Consider the following 15601-nt stretch of genomic DNA (forward strand, 5'->3'; position numbering starts at 1 on the left):
CTCATCGCAGTCGAGGCGAGGTTGCGTTCCGGCTGCTCTGTTCGCGAGGTGCGCGCCGCCGCTCTCGGCTCGATCCTCAATCCGACGGCGAAATGCAGCTCTTGCCTTGGCGCGGAAGGCGCTATTCGATCGCATGTCGTTGTCCCCATGTCCGCCAATTGAGACCTGCGCGTGTTTCTAGGATGTCTGCAGAATCTGACTAGCTACCAAAATGGCTGGCAACGGCATCCGAAAGTTTGTCGTTAGGGGACCCCTTCAGGTTCGAACATTTCTCGGGCGCGCCACGGCTGCAACAGAACGACCGGGCAAGTGCCCGGCGGTTCTCGCGGCTGTGAATGTTCAGACTAGGTCCTGGATTCGGGGGCCGGCCTTCACCTTTGAATGCGGCTTGGCTATTCTGCCGCTCGGGCCACGCGCACGTCGTTGACGCCCTGCTGCTGGGAAATGACCGAGCAATCGGTTTGTCCTTGTCCTTCCACAGGTTGAAGGATGTGGGCGGCAACTAACACGGCGCGGTCATCAGAACAAAACTCTGATGACTTACGATTCAACTCTTCGAGGCTTCTCGGAAATGAAAGAATACAGGCATCGGGGCTTCGTAGGCCAGCGACCCGTGCAATTGACTTGAGGATTAGCTTGTATGCGCGCCTCGCGGTGATCTCGGCACCTCCGCGGTGCTGCTGCTTTGGGTCCGCGACGTCGAGCCGAGCCGTTGAAACCACGCCGACGTGATAAGGAGTAGTCTCATTGCCGAAACTCGTCGAGAAAACATAGCGCCAAGGGGATGCCTTGAGATCGAACGGAACGAGCAAGTATTTGAATGACCGCGGTGCCCCATCCGTAGCAGTTGCCCGGATGAACTGATCTCCAACCTTGTCCACGTCGAACTGGGTCGGGGTTGCGAGCAATTCAGGGCCGAGTTGAAGGTCCAATGTTTGCGTTGAAACGGGTGCAGATAGCACTCGTTGGAGAGCGCAAACCAGCGGCTGAACGAAATCGACGCTCTTCAAATCCGAATGGATATAAAGAATGACCTCGCTAGGTGCAGTGAGCCCGCTGCTCGCCACGTGTGGCAGTCCCTGCGCCCATGAAACGGTTACGCTGACGGGAAGCCAAACAGTGACGAACAGAGGCAATAGTCCGCGGGTCAAACCCTTGCGCATCGGTTACTGTCAGAGCGCCTGATTGCTCTCCTTCACCTTCTCCGCGTCAAGATACACATCCCCGCCCATCTCCTTGAACTTGGCACTCATCGCGGCCATGCCGTCTTCGATAGTCCCCTGCATCGACATCCCGACGCTCGCCGGATCGTTCAGCGTCGCGGCGTAATCCCGGACGTCCTGGGTGATCTTCATCGAGCAGAACTTTGGGCCGCACATCGAGCAGAAATGGGCGACCTTGTGGGCTTCCTTCGGCAGGGTCTCGTCGTGGAAGTTCTTCGCGGTCTCGGGGTCGAGGCCGAGGTTGAACTGGTCGGTCCAGCGGAAGTCGAATCTCGCGCGCGACAGCGCGTCGTCGCGGAGCTGGGCGGCGGGGTGACCCTTGGCGAGGTCGGCGGCATGGGCGGCGATCTTGTAGGTAATGACGCCGGTCTTGACGTCGTTGCGGTCGGGCAGGCCGAGATGCTCCTTCGGCGTGACGTAGCAGAGCATGGCGCAGCCGAACCAGCCGATCATGGCGGCGCCGATGCCTGAGGTGATGTGGTCGTAGCCCGGCGCGATGTCTGTCGTCAGCGGGCCAAGCGTGTAGAACGGGGCTTCGCCGCATTCCTTGAGCTGCTTGTCCATGTTGATCTTGATCTTGTGCATCGGCACGTGGCCGGGGCCTTCGATCATGACCTGGCAGCCCTTGTCCCACGCGATTTTTGTCAGTTCGCCCAGCGTCTCCAGTTCGGCGAACTGCGCGCGGTCGTTGGCATCGGCGATCGAGCCGGGACGCAGGCCGTCGCCGAGCGAGAAAGAGACGTCATACTTGCGCATGAGGTCGCAGATCTCGTCGAAATGGGTGTAGAGGAAGCTCTCCTTGTGATGCGCCAGGCACCACTTCGCCATGATCGAGCCGCCGCGCGACACGATGCCGGTGACGCGGTTGGCGGTGAGATGGATGTAGGGCAGGCGCACGCCGGCGTGGATGGTGAAATAGTCGACGCCCTGTTCGCACTGCTCGATCAGCGTGTCCTTGTAGAGTTCCCAGGTCAGCTGGACCGGATCGCCGTTGCACTTCTCCAGCGCCTGGTAGATCGGCACGGTGCCGATCGGCACCGGCGAGTTGCGCAAAATCCATTCGCGGGTGGTGTGGATGTTGCGCCCCGTCGAGAGGTCCATCACGGTGTCGGCGCCCCAGCGGATCGCCCACACCATCTTCTCGACTTCTTCCTCGACCGACGACGTCACGGCGGAGTTGCCGATATTGGCGTTGATCTTGGTCAGGAAGTTGCGGCCGATGATCATCGGCTCGAGCTCGGCATGGTTGATGTTGCTCGGAATGATGGCGCGGCCGCGCGCGATCTCTGAGCGTACGAATTCCGGCGTGATGAAGGCTGGCACCGAGGCGCCGAAGCTTTCGCCGTCGGCGAGCGCGGCTTCCGCGCGCTCGAGCTGTTGCTTGCGGCCGAGGTTTTCGCGCTCGGCGACGTAGATCATCTCCTTGGTGATGATGCCGGCGCGGGCGAATTCGAGCTGGGTGATCTTGTGGCCGTCAAGGCCGCGCAGCGGCTGGTAGTGCGCGGTGAAGGCGCGCGCCGCCTTGTCGGTGGAGAGGTTGCCGTTGTCTTCCGGCTTGATCGTGCGCCCCTCATATTCCTCGACGCCGCCGCGTTCCTTGACCCAGGCGAGACGGTTGCGCGGCAGGCCGGCATTGACGTCGATCACGATGGACGGATCGGTGTACGGGCCCGAGGTGTCATAGACAGGAAGATTGGGCTCGCCGGCGCCTTCGCTCAGGATGATCTCGCGCAGCGGCACCCGCACATCAGGCGCCGTGTCGGGGGTCGAGAAAATCTTGCGCGAGGACGGTAGTGGCCCCGTGGTGACGGCGGGAATGGTGGTGTCGGGGTTGGAACGGATGTTCATGGAGTTCCTCCTTCGAGAGCGTTGTTATTCCGTCATTGCGAGGAGCGATAGCGACGAAGCAATCCATTGGCGCCGCAAATCCGGGTGGCAATGGATTGCTTCGCTTCGCTCGCAATGACGGTGGGTGAGGCTTTGCATCACGCGGCCTTTGCGCTTTTGCCAAGCCATTGTCTGACCCGCGCATCGGGGTCGGCGTTCTGGGTGATGTCGGAGACGACAGCAATCGAGTCGGCGCCGGCGGCGAAGATCTCCGCGGCCTGCTCGAACTTGATGCCGCCGATCGCAACCAGCGGGATGTCACCGATGCGCTTCTTCCATTCGGTGATCTTCGGAATCCCCTGCGGGGCGAAGCGCATCGATTTCAGCGTGGTCGGGAAGATCGGGCCGAGCGCGATATAATCAGGCTCGGCTTTCAGCGCGGTCGCCAGCTCCTCGTCGTCATGGGTGGAGATGCCGAGCGTCAGCCTGGCGTTGCGGATCTCGGCGAGATCGGCGCCCTCGAGATCTTCCTGGCCGAGATGCAGATGCTCGGCGCCGGCGACGATCGCCGCGCGCCAATAGTCGTTGACGACCAGCTTTGTCGGTGTGCCCTTGGTCACCGCGAGCGCATCGGTGACGATCTGCAGCGCTTCGGCATCGTTCAAATCCTTGGCGCGGAGCTGGATCGTGCCGACGCCGAGTTTCGTCAGCCGCTCGACCCAGGCGACGCTGTCGACGACCGGGTAAAATGGATCAGGATACGGCATGCCAGAACGGAGTCCCGATGACAGGAGTGGAGGGGGAGGCGAAATCGCGCGCGTCCATCAGCCCGGCCTCATAGGCGGCGCGGCCGGCCTCGATGCCGAGGCGGAATGCATTCGCCATCGCGACGGGATCGGCGGCCTTCGCGACCGCTGTGTTGAGCAGCACCGCGTCATAGCCGAGCTCGAGGGCGTGGGCCGCATGCGAGGGCGCGCCGATGCCGGCGTCGACTACCAGCGTGATGTCGGGCAGGCGGTCGCGCAGCAGTTTTAGCGCATCGCGGTTGGTGATCCCCCTGGCGCTGCCGATCGGCGCGGCCCAGGGCATCACCACCTTGCAGCCGGCATCGACCAGCCGCATCGCCACCGAAAGATCTTCGGTGCAATAGGGGAACACCTCGAAACCATCCTTGATCAGGATCGAGGCTGCTTCGACCAGGCCGACGACGTCAGGCTGAAGCGTGTCGTTGTCGGCGATCACTTCCAGCTTGATCCAGCTCGTTCCGAACAATTCGCGCGCGAGCTTGGCCGTGGTCACCGCCTCGCGCGCGCTGCGGCAGCCGGCGGTGTTCGGCAGAACCGTCACATCAAGTTCGCGGATCAGCGACCAGAACGCATCTCCGGTTTTACCGCCGGCGGCTTCGCGCCGCAGCGACACGGTGACGATGTTGGCGCCGGACGCACGGATCGCGCCTTGCATGATCGCGGGCGAGGGGTAGAGCGCCGTGCCGATCAAGAGGCGTGAGGCGAAGGTCTTGCCGTAGAAGTTCAGCACCATGCGTCTCCTCGATCTCGGTTAACTCCCTCTCGCCGTCCTTCGCGGGGAGAGGGGTGGGGTGAGGGGCTACCTCCGCAAAAACGGTGGAAGTGAGACTCGCGGAGAGTCCCCCTCACCCGGATCGCATCTTGCGATGCGATCCGACCTCTCCCCGTAAGCGGGGCGAGGTGAAGTGCGGCACGTAGCTGCGTTTCCAACACCATCACCCTCCCTGCCGGGGCGTGATGATTTCGATCTCGTCGCCGGCTTTCAGCGCGGTCTCGGCCCAGCGGCTTTTCGGCAGCACGTCGTAATTCAGCGCGATCGCGAAATGGGTGCCTTCGTAGTCGAGCTCGGCGAGCAGCGCGTCGATGCTCGCCGAAGTGATCTCCCGCGGCTCGCCGTTGACGATCACGCGCATCGCATCACCTCATTGTCGATCTGGCCGCGCTCGACATAGGCGAGCGTCAGTTCCGCCAGCGCCGGCGCCAACAGGAAGCCGTGGCGGTAAAGGCCGTTCACCGAGATCTTCGTCCGGTCGATCGTGATCCGCGGCAGATTGTCGGGAAAGGCCGGGCGCAGGCCGGAGCCGAATTCGAGGATGCGCGCCTCGGCGAAGGCCGGGTGCACCGCATAGGCCGCGCCCAGAAGCTCCAGCGCCGAGCGGACGCTGACGCCGGTGTCCTCGGCCTCGATCGAGGTCGCGCCCAGCATGAACAGATGATCCTCGCGCGGAATCACGTAAAGCGGCCAGCGCGGATGGATCAGCCGCACCGGACGCGACAGCTCCACCTCGGCGGTCTCGATCAGGATCATCTCGCCCTTGACGCCGCGCAGCTCAGGCTCTCCGTCGCGCGCCGACAGGCCGCGGCAATCGATCACGATGCCCTCGAGATCCTCCGCGCTGATGTCGCTGTTGAACTTGATGATGCCGCCGGCGGCGAGGATGCGCTCATGCAGCCTGGGCAGCACGCGGCGCGGCTCGACATGGCCCTCGGCCGGGAAGAACAGCGCGTCGCGGAAACGGCCGTCGAGCGAGGGCTCGAGCTGCGCGACGCCTGACGCATCGAGCCGCTCGTGGCCTTCGGTCATCCGGGCAAAGCGCTCGAAATCGTTGCGCTCGCGCGCATGCGCCACCACCAGCGAGCCGTTGAACGGCGTATCCGGCAATTCGCGCCGCCAGATATCGAGCGAGCGCAGGCCGAGCCGGCTGATGATGGGTTCGGCGACCTCGGCCTCGCAATAGGGCGCCAGCATGCCGCCGGCCCAATGGCTTGTGGATTCCGTCATCGCGGCGTCACTGCGCTCGTGCAGAGTGACGGCGTGACCGGCCTGCGCGAACAATAACGCTTGCCATGCGCCTGCGATGCCTGCGCCGATGATAGATACGGGGGAATCCCCCCGCGAAGACTTGCTCTGGTACATCCCTGTCCCTTCGCCGGTATGACCCGGATCAGGTTCAAAGGGTCACCGCGGTCCCGGATATCGGCCGGAATGGCCAACGCCAAGCGTGCGGTATCTCAGCTCCTCCTCGGAGCACCCCTCGGAACGCCCCTAATGTAAGCGGATACGCCGACCTGTCAACGCCGCGCTTCGCGGCCGTGCCCCTCAGTTGCCGGGGACCTGCTGTGCGTCGGCGTCGGCCGCGCTTTCCGGCGCCTCGGCCTCGGTCTGCTCCTTTTGCGCTGCGGCGGCAAGCGTCGGGCGGGATTCTCTCTTGGATTCCTTCAGGTGCTGCAGCCGCTGCTGCTTGGCGGCGTAATAATACCCGGCGGCGTAGTAGCGCACGGCGCGGTCGTGGTTGCCGCCGGCGGCGCGATAGGCGCCGGCGAGATATTTGATGCCATAGGTGAGGTTGGTTTCGGGATCGCGCAGGCCCGCCGCATCGCCTTTGTAGCCAAGGCCGCGGGCGGTCGCGAGCTTGATCTGCATCAGCCCGATCGCGCCGCCGCGTCCGACCAGGTTCGGCTGATACTTGCTCTCGCGCACGATCACGCGGTGCACCAACGTATCAGGCACCAGATTGGCCTGGGCATGGGCGGCGACCAGCGCCTCATATTGCGAGCGCTGCTGCGCCCGCGCAGGCGAGCCCAGAAGCACTGCGGCAACAGCCGCAAGCAAGGTGAGGGCGAAAGGGAGTTTCATCGGGCGAGATCTCGGCGACGGAATGGTCTGTTCCACTTACGCAACTGAATTGTTGCGGCCGCCGGGCAGATATGTGGCGAAAGCGGGGCGTTATGAGACGGACTTTAGTAAAGTCTTAGACGACGATTTGCTGCACGGCCGCAAGCTTCTTGTCGCGCAAATGACTCAAAGCCGCGTTAGGATTTTGCATGGCAGGCGCGGGGTTCAGTGCGTTCTGCCGATAAATCAAGAAACGCCAATCAAGAAAACCGACCAAGAAAAGTCGATAACGGGAGACGCATCATGACCCACTTTGATTCCGCTGATCTGCCGCGTGGAAATCCTTGCGCACAATGCGGCAAGCCGATCGCGAAGCCGGACTGGGTCGAGCAGGATGGTGGCCGGATATTCTATCTCTGGCATTGCCGCGCCTGCGATTACCGCTTCGAGGCCATTGCGATCTATCCGGAGCACGGCAGCGAACACGCGCCGCTCGCGGCCTAACGTCAGGCGGCTGAGCGTCGGCTCTCGGCGCGCACCGGCAACTCGATCCGCGCGAGTAGGCCGTGCGGCTGCTTGTCGTGCAGCGACAATGTCCCGCCATGCGCGAGCACGATCGCGTTGGTGATGGAAAGCCCGAGGCCGAAGCCTCCGGACTCGTCCATGTTGCGCGCATCGTCGCCGCGCACGAACGGCTCCAGCACATCGCGCTTGCGCGCATCCGAAATGCCGGGGCCATCGTCCTCGACTTCGATTGTGATGCTATCAGGCGCGGTGCGGAGCCGGATCGTCGCTTCGGCGCCGAAGCGCACCGCGTTCTCGACGAGGTTGGCGACGCTGCGGTGCAGGTCGTCCGGTCGCACGGTTGCCATCGCGTGTGCGGGGCCGTCGTAGCCCACCTTGTGGCCCATATCGGAAAACTGGTCGGTGACGAGCTGTAGCGTGCTGGCGATATCGGTCAGCGTCATCGATTCCAGCCTGCGGTCGTTGCGCAGGAACGACAGCACCTGTTCCAACATTGCGCGCATCTGGTCGAGATCGGCAAGCATGCGATTGCGATGGGTCTCGTCCTCGATGAATTCCGAGCGCAGCCGCATCCGCGTGATCGGCGTGCGCAAATCGTGGCTGATCGCGGCCAGCATCTTGGTGCGGTCCTCGATCAGGCTGGTGATGCGCTCGCGCATGCGGTTCAATGCTTTCGCGACCGAACGGATCTCTTCCGGTCCACGTTCGGGCAGCGGCGGGGCGGCGCCGTCGAGGCTGAAGTTTTCGGCGGCGCGCGCGAAGGAGGACAGTGGCGCGGTCAATGCGCGTGCCGCCCACAGCCCGAGCAGCGCGACGCTGATAACTATGAACAGCAGCGTCATCATCCACGGACCGCCGAGGACTGGCGGCCGGTGCCGATCCGCAAGCAATCTTGCCGAGATCATCGCGCCGTCGGGCAGCACGACGCCGATCCGTGAGCCGTCGCCTGCCAGCGGAAACAGCCGATAGGTGCCGCCGAGCCGGCGGTAGAGCAGGTGCAATTCGCGCTCATTCAGTTCGCCGGCAGCAGGCGTGGTGCCGGGCGGCAGGCTTTCGACGCCGAGCTGCGGAAAGGCGTTGTTGATGTCGGCGGACAGCCGCGGCCGTTCCGACGCTGCGGCGGCGCCGAGAAGTTGGATTGCGCTGGCGAGCTGGGCATGTCCGCGGTCGCCAAGCGGCTCCGACTGGTCCGGCCGTGAGATGAGGAAGATCGTGGCGATGATGACGTGGATGGCGATGATCGAGGCGACCACCAGCGCCGCGATCTGCCCACTGATGCCCCTGAGATTGAGGAAGCCGGAGAGCTTCATCGTCAATTGCCCGCCGCGGTCACCGCTTCGACTGTTGCTGCTTCCACTCTTGGCGTGAACATGTAGCCGCCGGCGCGCACCGTCTTGATGATGGTGGCTTCCTGCGGACCGGGCTCGATCTTGCGGCGGATGCGGCTGACCAGGACGTCGATCGAGCGCTCCAACGAGCCCGCGTCGCGCGCGCCCGTGAGGTCGAGCAGGCTGTCGCGCGACAGCACGCGGCCGGGCCGCTCGCACAATGTCCTGAGCAGGTCGAACTCGGCGCTGGTCATGGCGACCTTGGCGCCTTCGGGGTTGCGCAACTCGCGCAGGCGGAAATCGATGCGCCAGCCCTGGAACGTCAGCACGGTCGCGCCTTCGATGGCGCTGGCGTTGCGCGCCGCCGCCTGCCGCCGCAGCACTGCGTTGATCCGCGCCAACAGCTCGCGCGGATTGAACGGCTTCGGCAGATAATCGTCGGCGCCCATCTCCAGGCCGAGGATGCGGTCGACGTCCTCGCCGCGCGCGGTCAGCATGATGATCGGCGTCTGCGAGGTCGCGCGCACCTTGCGGCACAGGCTGAGGCCATCCTCGCCCGGCAGCATGACGTCGAGGATCAGAAGATCGACGCGGTGATCGGTCATCGCGCGGACCATCTCGCGACCGTCGCCGGCGGTGGTGACGTTGCAGGCGTTGTTACGCAGATATTTCGCGATCAGGCTGCGCGTCTCGCGGTCGTCCTCGACGACAAGGATGTTCGGCTGCGGCTGGGCCATGCTGACCTTTTTGTCGATGATTCGGGGTAGGCGGCGAAGATTCTTGTTTCCAAATGTTTCTGACGGCTGCGCGGTAACAGCGGGCAACAGGCCAAAAGGCACTGTTAAGACCGTTAACCCTACCGTCGCGGCGAGTTTCACGCGTACCTATCAGAATCATTTGGAGCATTCCATGACCGCGATCTCGGCTGCCTCCGGCAGCACCTATCAGTCGCCTTTGCAGCGGCTGCAGGATGAACTGCAGTCTGAAATCAATTCCGGTGCCATCAGCTCGTCGGATCAGGACACGCTGTCGTCGGCGCTGACGGATATCGATGCCTCGATGCAGGCGAGCCGCACCGGCGATCAGACCAGCGGCACGCGGCCGTCGCCGGACGAGATGAAGTCCAAGCTGGTTGATCTCATCAACCAGGAAGTCTCGAGCGGCAAACTGACCAGCGATCAGGCGACCGAATTGCAGGGCGTGTTCAAGGCCGCCTTCGCGCAGGGCCCGGGTGGTAGCCATGGCCCCCATGGCGGCGCCGGTGGGCCACCGCCGTCGGATGGTTCAACCTCGACCGATGAAGCTGGCGCCACGAGCAATTCCGTCAGCGACATCCTGCAGCAGTTCCTGCAGTCGCTGCAGGAGTCGCTGTCGGCGTCGGCGTCGAGTTCGTACAATTCGGCCGGCAGCGCGAGCACATCGGCTAACGGCAGTTCGTTCTCCGCGCTGCTGGTCGACTACCAGAGCTAAAGGCACGGCTCCTTCCCTACGAACAGCGCGTAGCCCGGGTGGAGCGCAAGTGTAACCCGGGGCCGCTCGTCAACGTTGACGCAGGTGTCCCGGGTTTCGCTTCGCTCCACCCGGGCTACAAAAGGGAAGGGTGGATGTCTCGTCGATGGCGTAGGAACCAGTCGTCGAATGTGACGTTGTCTTTCTCGATCATTTGCGGGGAGGGCCAGATGGCAGCCGACGCCAGCACCAAACCGCATCGGCTCATTGCCAGCGACCGTGTCGAGGGCACCGCGGTGCGGCGGCCGAACGGCGAGATGATCGGCCACATCGAACGGCTGATGATCGACAAGGTCACCGGTCAAGTGTCTTATGCCGTACTCAGCTTCGGCGGATTCTTCGGCCTCGGAACCAATCTGATTCCCTTGCCCTGGGTGCGGTTGCGCTACAACACTCGCTTCGAGGCCTATGAGCTCGACATATCAGATGAAGAGTTGAAACGCGCGCCGTCGTTTCGCGCCGACAAGGATTTCGATTGGGGCGATCGGTCGCAGGAAGCCGAACTGCGTCGCTACTACGGTATACCGCCCTATTGGGGCGGTTTCTGAAAGCGCATGCTCATCGCTTAACTCCGAACTTTCGACTTTGCGCTCCGCTTTGTCGGGCGTCGCAAGTTCCGTGTTACTTGATGCGGAACGCTTGCTGACGTGACGGGTTCTCTCAGCATCGATTTTCGAACTGGAGGATCCGACAATGTTAGCGAAGTATGCCATCACTGGTCTCGCGGCTTCGGCCTTGCTCGCGGGCGTCGCGTTTGCGCAGCAGCCGAACCAGGCGACCGGAGACCGCCCGAATGCGGCGGCCACCACGTCGACCACCGCGCCATCGTCGTTCCACGGCACCTGGCGCGCGTCGAAAATGTCCGGCCTGAACGTCTATAACGACAGCAACGAGAGCATCGGGTCGATCAACGACATGTTGATGGACAAGAGCGGCAACATCAAAGCGGTCGTGATCGGCGTCGGCGGCTTCCTCGGCGTCGGCGAGCATCTGGTCGCCGTGCCTTTTGAGAAGGTGAAGTTCGTCAGCGAGCCGGTTGCCTCTGCTAGCGCATCGAGCACCGGCGCAAAGCCGTCGGGCAGCACCGGCTCGTCGACGACCACGGGCGCCGCGACGAGCTCGACCTCGAGCTCCAAGCCGAACCCCTGGTACCCAGATCACGCGGTCTACAACGCGAGTAAGGAAGAGCTGAAGGCGATGCCGGAGTTCAAATACTCGACTGAGTAAGGTTCTCGCCTTTTCCGAGCAAAAACGCGCCCGGTTCTGCCGGGCGCGTTCTTGCATCAGGGCGTGTAGGTCCGAGAAGGGCCAATACGGACAATCGATCTTGCCAGGCGCTGGCCTGGCGTAGGCGCGAAAGATCCGAGAAATGCGAAATAAAACGGGTTTGCGGTCGGTTACTTGCGCAGGCCCCTTCCCATCGCCTCGTAGATCATCGACTTCAAGTTCAGTTGGATTCGTCCGCCCTGTGTGGGTGACATCACCATGAAGACTCCCAACATGTCGTCCACGGGGTCGACGAAATAGAAACTGCCGCCGGCGCCGTCCCAACGGTATTCACCAAGTGGCCAGTTCGTATTCGGAGGTGGCGAGGTGCGCACGGCGAAGCCAAGACCGAAGCCACTGGTGGGGCCTGGAAAATAGAAGGGATCATGAATGATCCCGGTCTCCGGCCCAATCTGATCCGACGTCATCAGTGCGACTGTCTCACGCTTGAGGTACCGCTTGCCGTCGAGCTCACCTCCATTCAGCAGCATTTGCAGGAAGCGGGCGTAGTCCCCTGTGGTCGAGGCCAAGCCCGCTCCACCGGACTCCCAGCGCCTCGGCAATGTAGGATCGGTGATTCCGGCGACTCGCGAGCGATCGACAGGAAATCCCCTGGCGATCAGCGGCCACTTCGCTTTATCCGTGACATAATACGCAGTGTCGGACATGCCGAGCGGATCGAACAACCGCTGCTTTTCGAATTGGTACAGCGTCTGCCCCGAGGCCACCTCGATGACACGGCCGAGCACGTCGGTCGAATGACTGTAATTCCAACGCGTTGCGGGCTGATCGGCAAGCGGCAGTACTGCGATCCGATCGGCGAAGTCGGCGTTGTTGAAATCCCCAGCATACAATAGAGGATTCGCATAGAGTTTCTGCACCTGGGTCTCGCCGTAGAAGCCGTAGGTGATACCTGAGGTGTGCCGCAATAGATCCCTGATCGTAATCGGGCGCTTCAACGGCTCGAGCTTGAGCGGATACTTTCCTGCTTCGTCGGACATATCGACGCCGACTTTGGCGTCTGCAAAGGAATGAATGTATTTCGATACTGGGTCGTCGAGAGCCAGCTTGCCTTCGTCGACCAGCATCATCGCCGCAACCGACGTAACGGCCTTCGACATCGAATAGATCTGGAAGATCGTGTCCGGCGTCATCGGCAGCCCCGTGTCGGGGTCCCGCACGCCGAAGCATTCGAAATGGACTGGCTTGCCATGTTGTTGGATCAGCAGGATGCCGCCAGGAATCTTGCCGCTCGTGATCTCATTGCGAATGGTGTCGTCAAGCTGCTTCAGGGCCGCGGGTGAAAGAGTTGCTACAGCCGGCGTTTCGGATTCGGCGCGCAGCTCGAACGCCAGGCCGATGACCAGGCAAATCGCGAACGCTGCCGCGGCAAGGCAGCGCAGTGTGGTGTTTTTGGTTTGCCGTTGCTTCATAGACGGGCAGCTCAAGGGGGGCCGCTGGATGCGCTCGCGCTCCGAAGGGGTCTGCTCCAGCAGCACGAAGAACGTCTCCTGCTTGCGGTTGATGACCATATAGCAGCCAACGACGTTTTCCAATTGATTGCCAAGGTCAACCGCGCTTCGCGACGAGCTGCCTGCTCGTTACCGGTGTCCCACCCGCCGCCTCACTTCTTCACCGTCTTTGCCTGCACCTTCGGCGGCGCCGGCGCCTTCTTCGGCGCGGCTTTCGCGTTGTCGACGGCGGTGTTGATGTCCTCGATCAGCTTCGACACGCGCGCGGCATTGCTGCCGAGGTCAGCCTCGAAATAGCGCGAGGCCGAGCGGATATCGACCCGCGAATCCTCGCCGTCGGGCATGATGCGGATCGCGACATCCTCGCGGAAGCCCATGATCGGCGTGCGCGCCACCGCCTCGATACGGCCGATGCGGCGCGGTGGCGTCGGCGGACGCTCATCGATCACGAGCCATTTGCGCCGGTTCACCAGTTGCAGCGTCACCGCGTAAGCGCGGTCCACCGGCACCTCGAGCTCGACGGTCTCGATATCGGGATAGGCGCGGCGCTGCTGATCGGCTGAGTAGAGCCCGGCATAGACGGCCGAATTGGTGTCGTCGCTGGTGCGCAGGCGCGACAGCGCCTCGAACCGCGGCGGATCGATCGGGTCGGTGGTGATGTCGTGGATCGGCGGCAGCCGGCGATATTGCACGGCGAGATAGGCGGGATAGGCGAGCACCAGCGCGTTGATCAGGAAGGCCAGAAGGATGCGGCCCATGCCGCGCGAACCATTCTGCCAGATCGCGGCGAAGGCGGCGAAGCCAAGCAGGATCGAAAGTCCGGCACAGGCCAGCGCACCGAAGAAGGTCGCCAGCGCCGGCTTCATCTCCAGGATGCCGAAGCGGACGATGAGGATCGAGACGATCACCGCGACGGCGGAGAAGATCGCGAGGTTGCGTGCCCAGGTGGCGAGGCTGGACACCGGCTCCGACTGATAGGGAACAGAAAACCTGCGGGCCATCGGTGAGAACTGCCGTGTTGTGGCTTGGCCCACTGCAAGGGGCCGATTGAAAACTCTCAGCTTGAGACCACGGCGGCCCGGCAATTTCAAGGTTTGCGGCGATATGGGACAAGGTACGGGAAAATTTGGCAACCTCACCGATTAACCATTCAATCAAACCGATCTCTAGTTGTCGATTGACTCGGCGGAACTTTGGGCTAAAGGCTCCACTCTAGGTTGTCGGAACCGCTGAAGCAAAGGGACCGTCCTGGCGAAGGACATCGGCCAACGGCAGTCAAAAAAGATAACGGCGGGCGTCAGCCGGAAGCGTTGCAAGAGGACCTAAGCTCACGGTCGCCGCAGGCAGACCGGAGGTGCGCGGTTGCATCCTCATGGGCTGTAAGGATCGCGAACAGCGTAGCCGGCGTACATCAGCGGGGCTGGTGGGCAGCCGCCTCAGGGCGAGCGTTCAGTATGAATGGCGGCAGGGACGAAGGCTACGTTGATCCGAACGATCCGACCTACTACGCCCCGCGCGAGCCGTGGGAGCGGGCGATAGGCGGGCAGCCGGCGGCGCCGCTCAGACGGTCCGCGGAGCCTCCATCGTTGACTGTCGACGATCCGCCCTTGCAATCGCTGCGCAAGCCTCGACGTCGCGACCATTCGGAAATGTTCACCAAGGCCGTCGCCCAAGCCATGCAGGAAGCGATGGAGCCCATGGAGGCGCCATCCGTTCTCCGCAATTCGGGAAGGCGTGCGCTGCTCCGCGTGGGAGCGAGGTTCGCGATCGCGGCAGCGGTTGCGGCAGCCATCGCGATGATCGTCGTCATGGCGATTCCGGCGTCGCAAAGTCCTGGGGTTCAGTCGAACGCCATCGCATCTATCTCGTCTTCCTGGCAGTCGCTTAAGACCTCGCTGTTTCCGGCGCCGCAACGCAAGCGGGCTGCGACCCTCGCCGTCGAGGACAGCAGCGGGCTCGCCGACGACGCGCTGCCGCTCGGGCTGCGCGTGGGTGCTCCCCCTCCTGGTGCCGTCATTGCCATCAACGGATTGCCAGCCGGCGCGCGGCTGACGGCTGGCAAGCGCGTCGCCGCCAACGAGTGGCGCGTGTCCGCGTCGGAGATTTCCGCCGTGTCGGTCATTCCGCCGGACGGCTTCGTCGGCCAGATGCTGGTGACGGTAGAATTGCGTGACGGCGACGGTGCCGCGCTCGTGGGTGGTTCGATCCGGCTTTCCTGGAAAGCCGCTGCCAGCGTTGCGGCGCGGCCACCGGCGGCTGCCGTGGCTGCGGTGCCGGCTCGGCCTGCGGCCGCTTCCCCGCCGCCGCAGATGGACACCGTGCGCAATCTGGATCCGAAGGAAATTTCCGTTGTCGTCAAGCGCGGACAGGATTTGCTCGCCAGCGGCGACATCGCGGCGGCGAGGCTACTGCTGCTGCGCGCCGCCGAAGCACGAGACGCGCGCGCCGCGCTGCTCCTTGCCCGGACTTACGACCCGATCGTGCTCAAGCAATTGGGCGCCAGTGGCCCGCTCGCGGACCTCGCGCAGGCCCGCAACTGGTATCAAAAAGCGAAAGAATGGGGCGAACCCGAAGCTCAGCGCCAACTTGATGCGCTCGCGCCCATCCGTTGATCCCTGCACTGCCCATCGCTCGCGCCCGTGAATCTCTGGCGATATTAGGGGAAGGCGTATCAACTTGCGCCGGCCGTAGGGTGGGCAAAGCGAAGCGTGCCCACCATTCACGGTCGGTGCAGTTCTGTGCGTCAAGTTCAGCAAAATTGATCATGGGGTCCGGCCAAGCCATCCCCTCGGAGCCGCCGTCGCTCGCT

16 protein-coding genes and 1 riboswitch are annotated in these 15601 nt (G+C 63.3%); of the genes, 5 read left to right on the forward strand and 11 right to left on the reverse strand.

What is annotated here, in order from left to right; translation table 11 throughout:
* Window positions 1-392 precede the first annotated feature (392 nt).
* The 7 genes from AC5ZG1_RS20560 to AC5ZG1_RS20590 all read right to left on the reverse strand — a co-directional run bounded on the left by AC5ZG1_RS20560 (window position 393) and on the right by AC5ZG1_RS20590 (window position 6713).
* On the reverse strand, window positions 393-1163 hold the full coding sequence (locus AC5ZG1_RS20560) for a hypothetical protein (RefSeq protein ID WP_496133896.1): 771 nt from the start codon (window positions 1161-1163) through the stop codon (window positions 393-395).
* Between the two features lie 9 nt (window positions 1164-1172).
* Window positions 1173-3071: a phosphomethylpyrimidine synthase ThiC gene (thiC, locus tag AC5ZG1_RS20565; RefSeq protein WP_496133897.1), complete on the reverse strand. Its 1899-nt coding sequence runs from the start codon at window positions 3069-3071 to the stop codon at window positions 1173-1175.
* Window positions 3072-3208: 137 nt separating this feature from the next.
* Window positions 3209-3817 (reverse strand): thiamine phosphate synthase, encoded by a 609-nt coding sequence (locus AC5ZG1_RS20570; RefSeq protein ID WP_496133898.1) that lies wholly within the window; start codon window positions 3815-3817, stop codon window positions 3209-3211.
* On the reverse strand, window positions 3804-4586 hold the full coding sequence (locus AC5ZG1_RS20575) for a thiazole synthase (RefSeq protein ID WP_130227388.1): 783 nt from the start codon (window positions 4584-4586) through the stop codon (window positions 3804-3806). Before AC5ZG1_RS20575 ends, AC5ZG1_RS20570 begins: the two co-directional genes overlap by 14 nt.
* A 205-nt stretch (window positions 4587-4791) precedes the next feature.
* On the reverse strand, window positions 4792-4989 hold the full coding sequence (thiS, locus tag AC5ZG1_RS20580) for a sulfur carrier protein ThiS (protein ID WP_028168893.1): 198 nt from the start codon (window positions 4987-4989) through the stop codon (window positions 4792-4794).
* Window positions 4980-5993 carry an FAD-dependent oxidoreductase gene (locus AC5ZG1_RS20585; protein WP_464349392.1) on the reverse strand — a complete coding sequence of 338 codons (1014 nt, stop codon included), beginning with the start codon at window positions 5991-5993 and terminating at the stop codon, window positions 4980-4982. Before AC5ZG1_RS20585 ends, thiS begins: the two co-directional genes overlap by 10 nt.
* A riboswitch (TPP riboswitch) is annotated at window positions 5981-6122 on the reverse strand. It overlaps the preceding gene by 13 nt.
* 54 nt (window positions 6123-6176) lie before the next feature.
* The gene (locus tag AC5ZG1_RS20590) at window positions 6177-6713 is read right to left on the reverse strand and encodes a transglycosylase SLT domain-containing protein (protein WP_474419491.1); all 537 of its coding nucleotides are present in this window, start codon (window positions 6711-6713) and stop codon (window positions 6177-6179) included.
* A 282-nt stretch (window positions 6714-6995) separates the two neighbouring features.
* On the opposite strand from AC5ZG1_RS20590, the gene AC5ZG1_RS20595 reads away from it, so the two are divergent.
* A complete protein-coding gene (locus tag AC5ZG1_RS20595) occupies window positions 6996-7196 on the forward strand; it encodes a hypothetical protein (protein ID WP_028168891.1) in 201 nt (66 codons plus the stop codon).
* A 2-nt stretch (window positions 7197-7198) separates the two neighbouring features.
* Here AC5ZG1_RS20595 and AC5ZG1_RS20600 read toward each other — a convergent pair whose 3' ends face one another.
* Complete coding sequence (locus AC5ZG1_RS20600; RefSeq protein ID WP_496133899.1) at window positions 7199-8527, reverse strand: ATP-binding protein; 1329 nt, start codon at window positions 8525-8527, stop codon at window positions 7199-7201.
* A gap of 2 nt (window positions 8528-8529) precedes the next feature.
* Window positions 8530-9282, reverse strand: a complete 753-nt coding sequence (locus tag AC5ZG1_RS20605) for a response regulator (RefSeq protein WP_496133900.1) — start codon at window positions 9280-9282, stop codon at window positions 8530-8532.
* A gap of 172 nt (window positions 9283-9454) precedes the next feature.
* Here AC5ZG1_RS20605 and AC5ZG1_RS20610 point away from each other — a divergent pair, with 172 nt between their 5' ends.
* The 3 genes from AC5ZG1_RS20610 to AC5ZG1_RS20620 all read left to right on the forward strand — a co-directional run bounded on the left by AC5ZG1_RS20610 (window position 9455) and on the right by AC5ZG1_RS20620 (window position 11281).
* Window positions 9455-10015 (forward strand): hypothetical protein, encoded by a 561-nt coding sequence (locus AC5ZG1_RS20610; protein ID WP_496133901.1) that lies wholly within the window; start codon window positions 9455-9457, stop codon window positions 10013-10015.
* A gap of 209 nt (window positions 10016-10224) precedes the next feature.
* Complete coding sequence (locus AC5ZG1_RS20615; RefSeq protein ID WP_028168886.1) at window positions 10225-10602, forward strand: PRC-barrel domain-containing protein; 378 nt, start codon at window positions 10225-10227, stop codon at window positions 10600-10602.
* 145 nt (window positions 10603-10747) lie between these two features.
* On the forward strand, window positions 10748-11281 hold the full coding sequence (locus AC5ZG1_RS20620) for a PRC-barrel domain-containing protein (protein WP_496133902.1): 534 nt from the start codon (window positions 10748-10750) through the stop codon (window positions 11279-11281).
* A 170-nt stretch (window positions 11282-11451) separates the two neighbouring features.
* Here AC5ZG1_RS20620 and AC5ZG1_RS20625 read toward each other — a convergent pair whose 3' ends face one another.
* Both AC5ZG1_RS20625 and AC5ZG1_RS20630 read right to left on the reverse strand, forming a co-directional pair.
* Window positions 11452-12753 (reverse strand): serine hydrolase domain-containing protein, encoded by a 1302-nt coding sequence (locus AC5ZG1_RS20625; RefSeq protein WP_496133910.1) that lies wholly within the window; start codon window positions 12751-12753, stop codon window positions 11452-11454.
* Window positions 12754-12944: 191 nt separating this feature from the next.
* Window positions 12945-13793, reverse strand: a complete 849-nt coding sequence (locus AC5ZG1_RS20630) for a DUF1499 domain-containing protein (RefSeq protein ID WP_496133903.1) — start codon at window positions 13791-13793, stop codon at window positions 12945-12947.
* Window positions 13794-14441: 648 nt separating this feature from the next.
* Here AC5ZG1_RS20630 and AC5ZG1_RS20635 point away from each other — a divergent pair.
* Window positions 14442-15404 (forward strand): hypothetical protein, encoded by a 963-nt coding sequence (locus AC5ZG1_RS20635; protein ID WP_496133904.1) that lies wholly within the window; start codon window positions 14442-14444, stop codon window positions 15402-15404.
* The last annotated feature ends 197 nt before the right edge of the window (window positions 15405-15601 follow it).

It is taken from the genome of Bradyrhizobium sp. Leo78 (genome assembly GCF_059512425.1).

Bases quoted from the DNA above. Each gene is read 5' to 3' on its own strand.
- AC5ZG1_RS20585 (WP_464349392.1), bottom strand. From the start codon at position 5,993: ATGTACCAGAGCAAGTCTTCGCGGGGGGATTCCCCCGTATCTATCATC.
- AC5ZG1_RS20595 (WP_028168891.1), top strand. From the start codon at position 6,996: ATGACCCACTTTGATTCCGCTGATCTGCCGCGTGGAAATCCTTGCGCA.
- AC5ZG1_RS20635 (WP_496133904.1), top strand. From the start codon at position 14,442: ATGTTCACCAAGGCCGTCGCCCAAGCCATGCAGGAAGCGATGGAGCCC.
- AC5ZG1_RS20605 (WP_496133900.1), bottom strand. From the start codon at position 9,282: ATGGCCCAGCCGCAGCCGAACATCCTTGTCGTCGAGGACGACCGCGAG.
- thiC (WP_496133897.1), bottom strand. From the start codon at position 3,071: ATGAACATCCGTTCCAACCCCGACACCACCATTCCCGCCGTCACCACG.
- AC5ZG1_RS20590 (WP_474419491.1), bottom strand. From the start codon at position 6,713: ATGAAACTCCCTTTCGCCCTCACCTTGCTTGCGGCTGTTGCCGCAGTG.
- thiS (WP_028168893.1), bottom strand. From the start codon at position 4,989: ATGCGCGTGATCGTCAACGGCGAGCCGCGGGAGATCACTTCGGCGAGC.
- AC5ZG1_RS20620 (WP_496133902.1), top strand. From the start codon at position 10,748: ATGTTAGCGAAGTATGCCATCACTGGTCTCGCGGCTTCGGCCTTGCTC.
- AC5ZG1_RS20570 (WP_496133898.1), bottom strand. From the start codon at position 3,817: ATGCCGTATCCTGATCCATTTTACCCGGTCGTCGACAGCGTCGCCTGG.
- AC5ZG1_RS20625 (WP_496133910.1), bottom strand. From the start codon at position 12,753: ATGAAGCAACGGCAAACCAAAAACACCACACTGCGCTGCCTTGCCGCG.
- AC5ZG1_RS20610 (WP_496133901.1), top strand. From the start codon at position 9,455: ATGACCGCGATCTCGGCTGCCTCCGGCAGCACCTATCAGTCGCCTTTG.
- AC5ZG1_RS20615 (WP_028168886.1), top strand. From the start codon at position 10,225: ATGGCAGCCGACGCCAGCACCAAACCGCATCGGCTCATTGCCAGCGAC.
- AC5ZG1_RS20560 (WP_496133896.1), bottom strand. From the start codon at position 1,163: ATGCGCAAGGGTTTGACCCGCGGACTATTGCCTCTGTTCGTCACTGTT.
- AC5ZG1_RS20630 (WP_496133903.1), bottom strand. From the start codon at position 13,793: ATGGCCCGCAGGTTTTCTGTTCCCTATCAGTCGGAGCCGGTGTCCAGC.
- AC5ZG1_RS20600 (WP_496133899.1), bottom strand. From the start codon at position 8,527: ATGAAGCTCTCCGGCTTCCTCAATCTCAGGGGCATCAGTGGGCAGATC.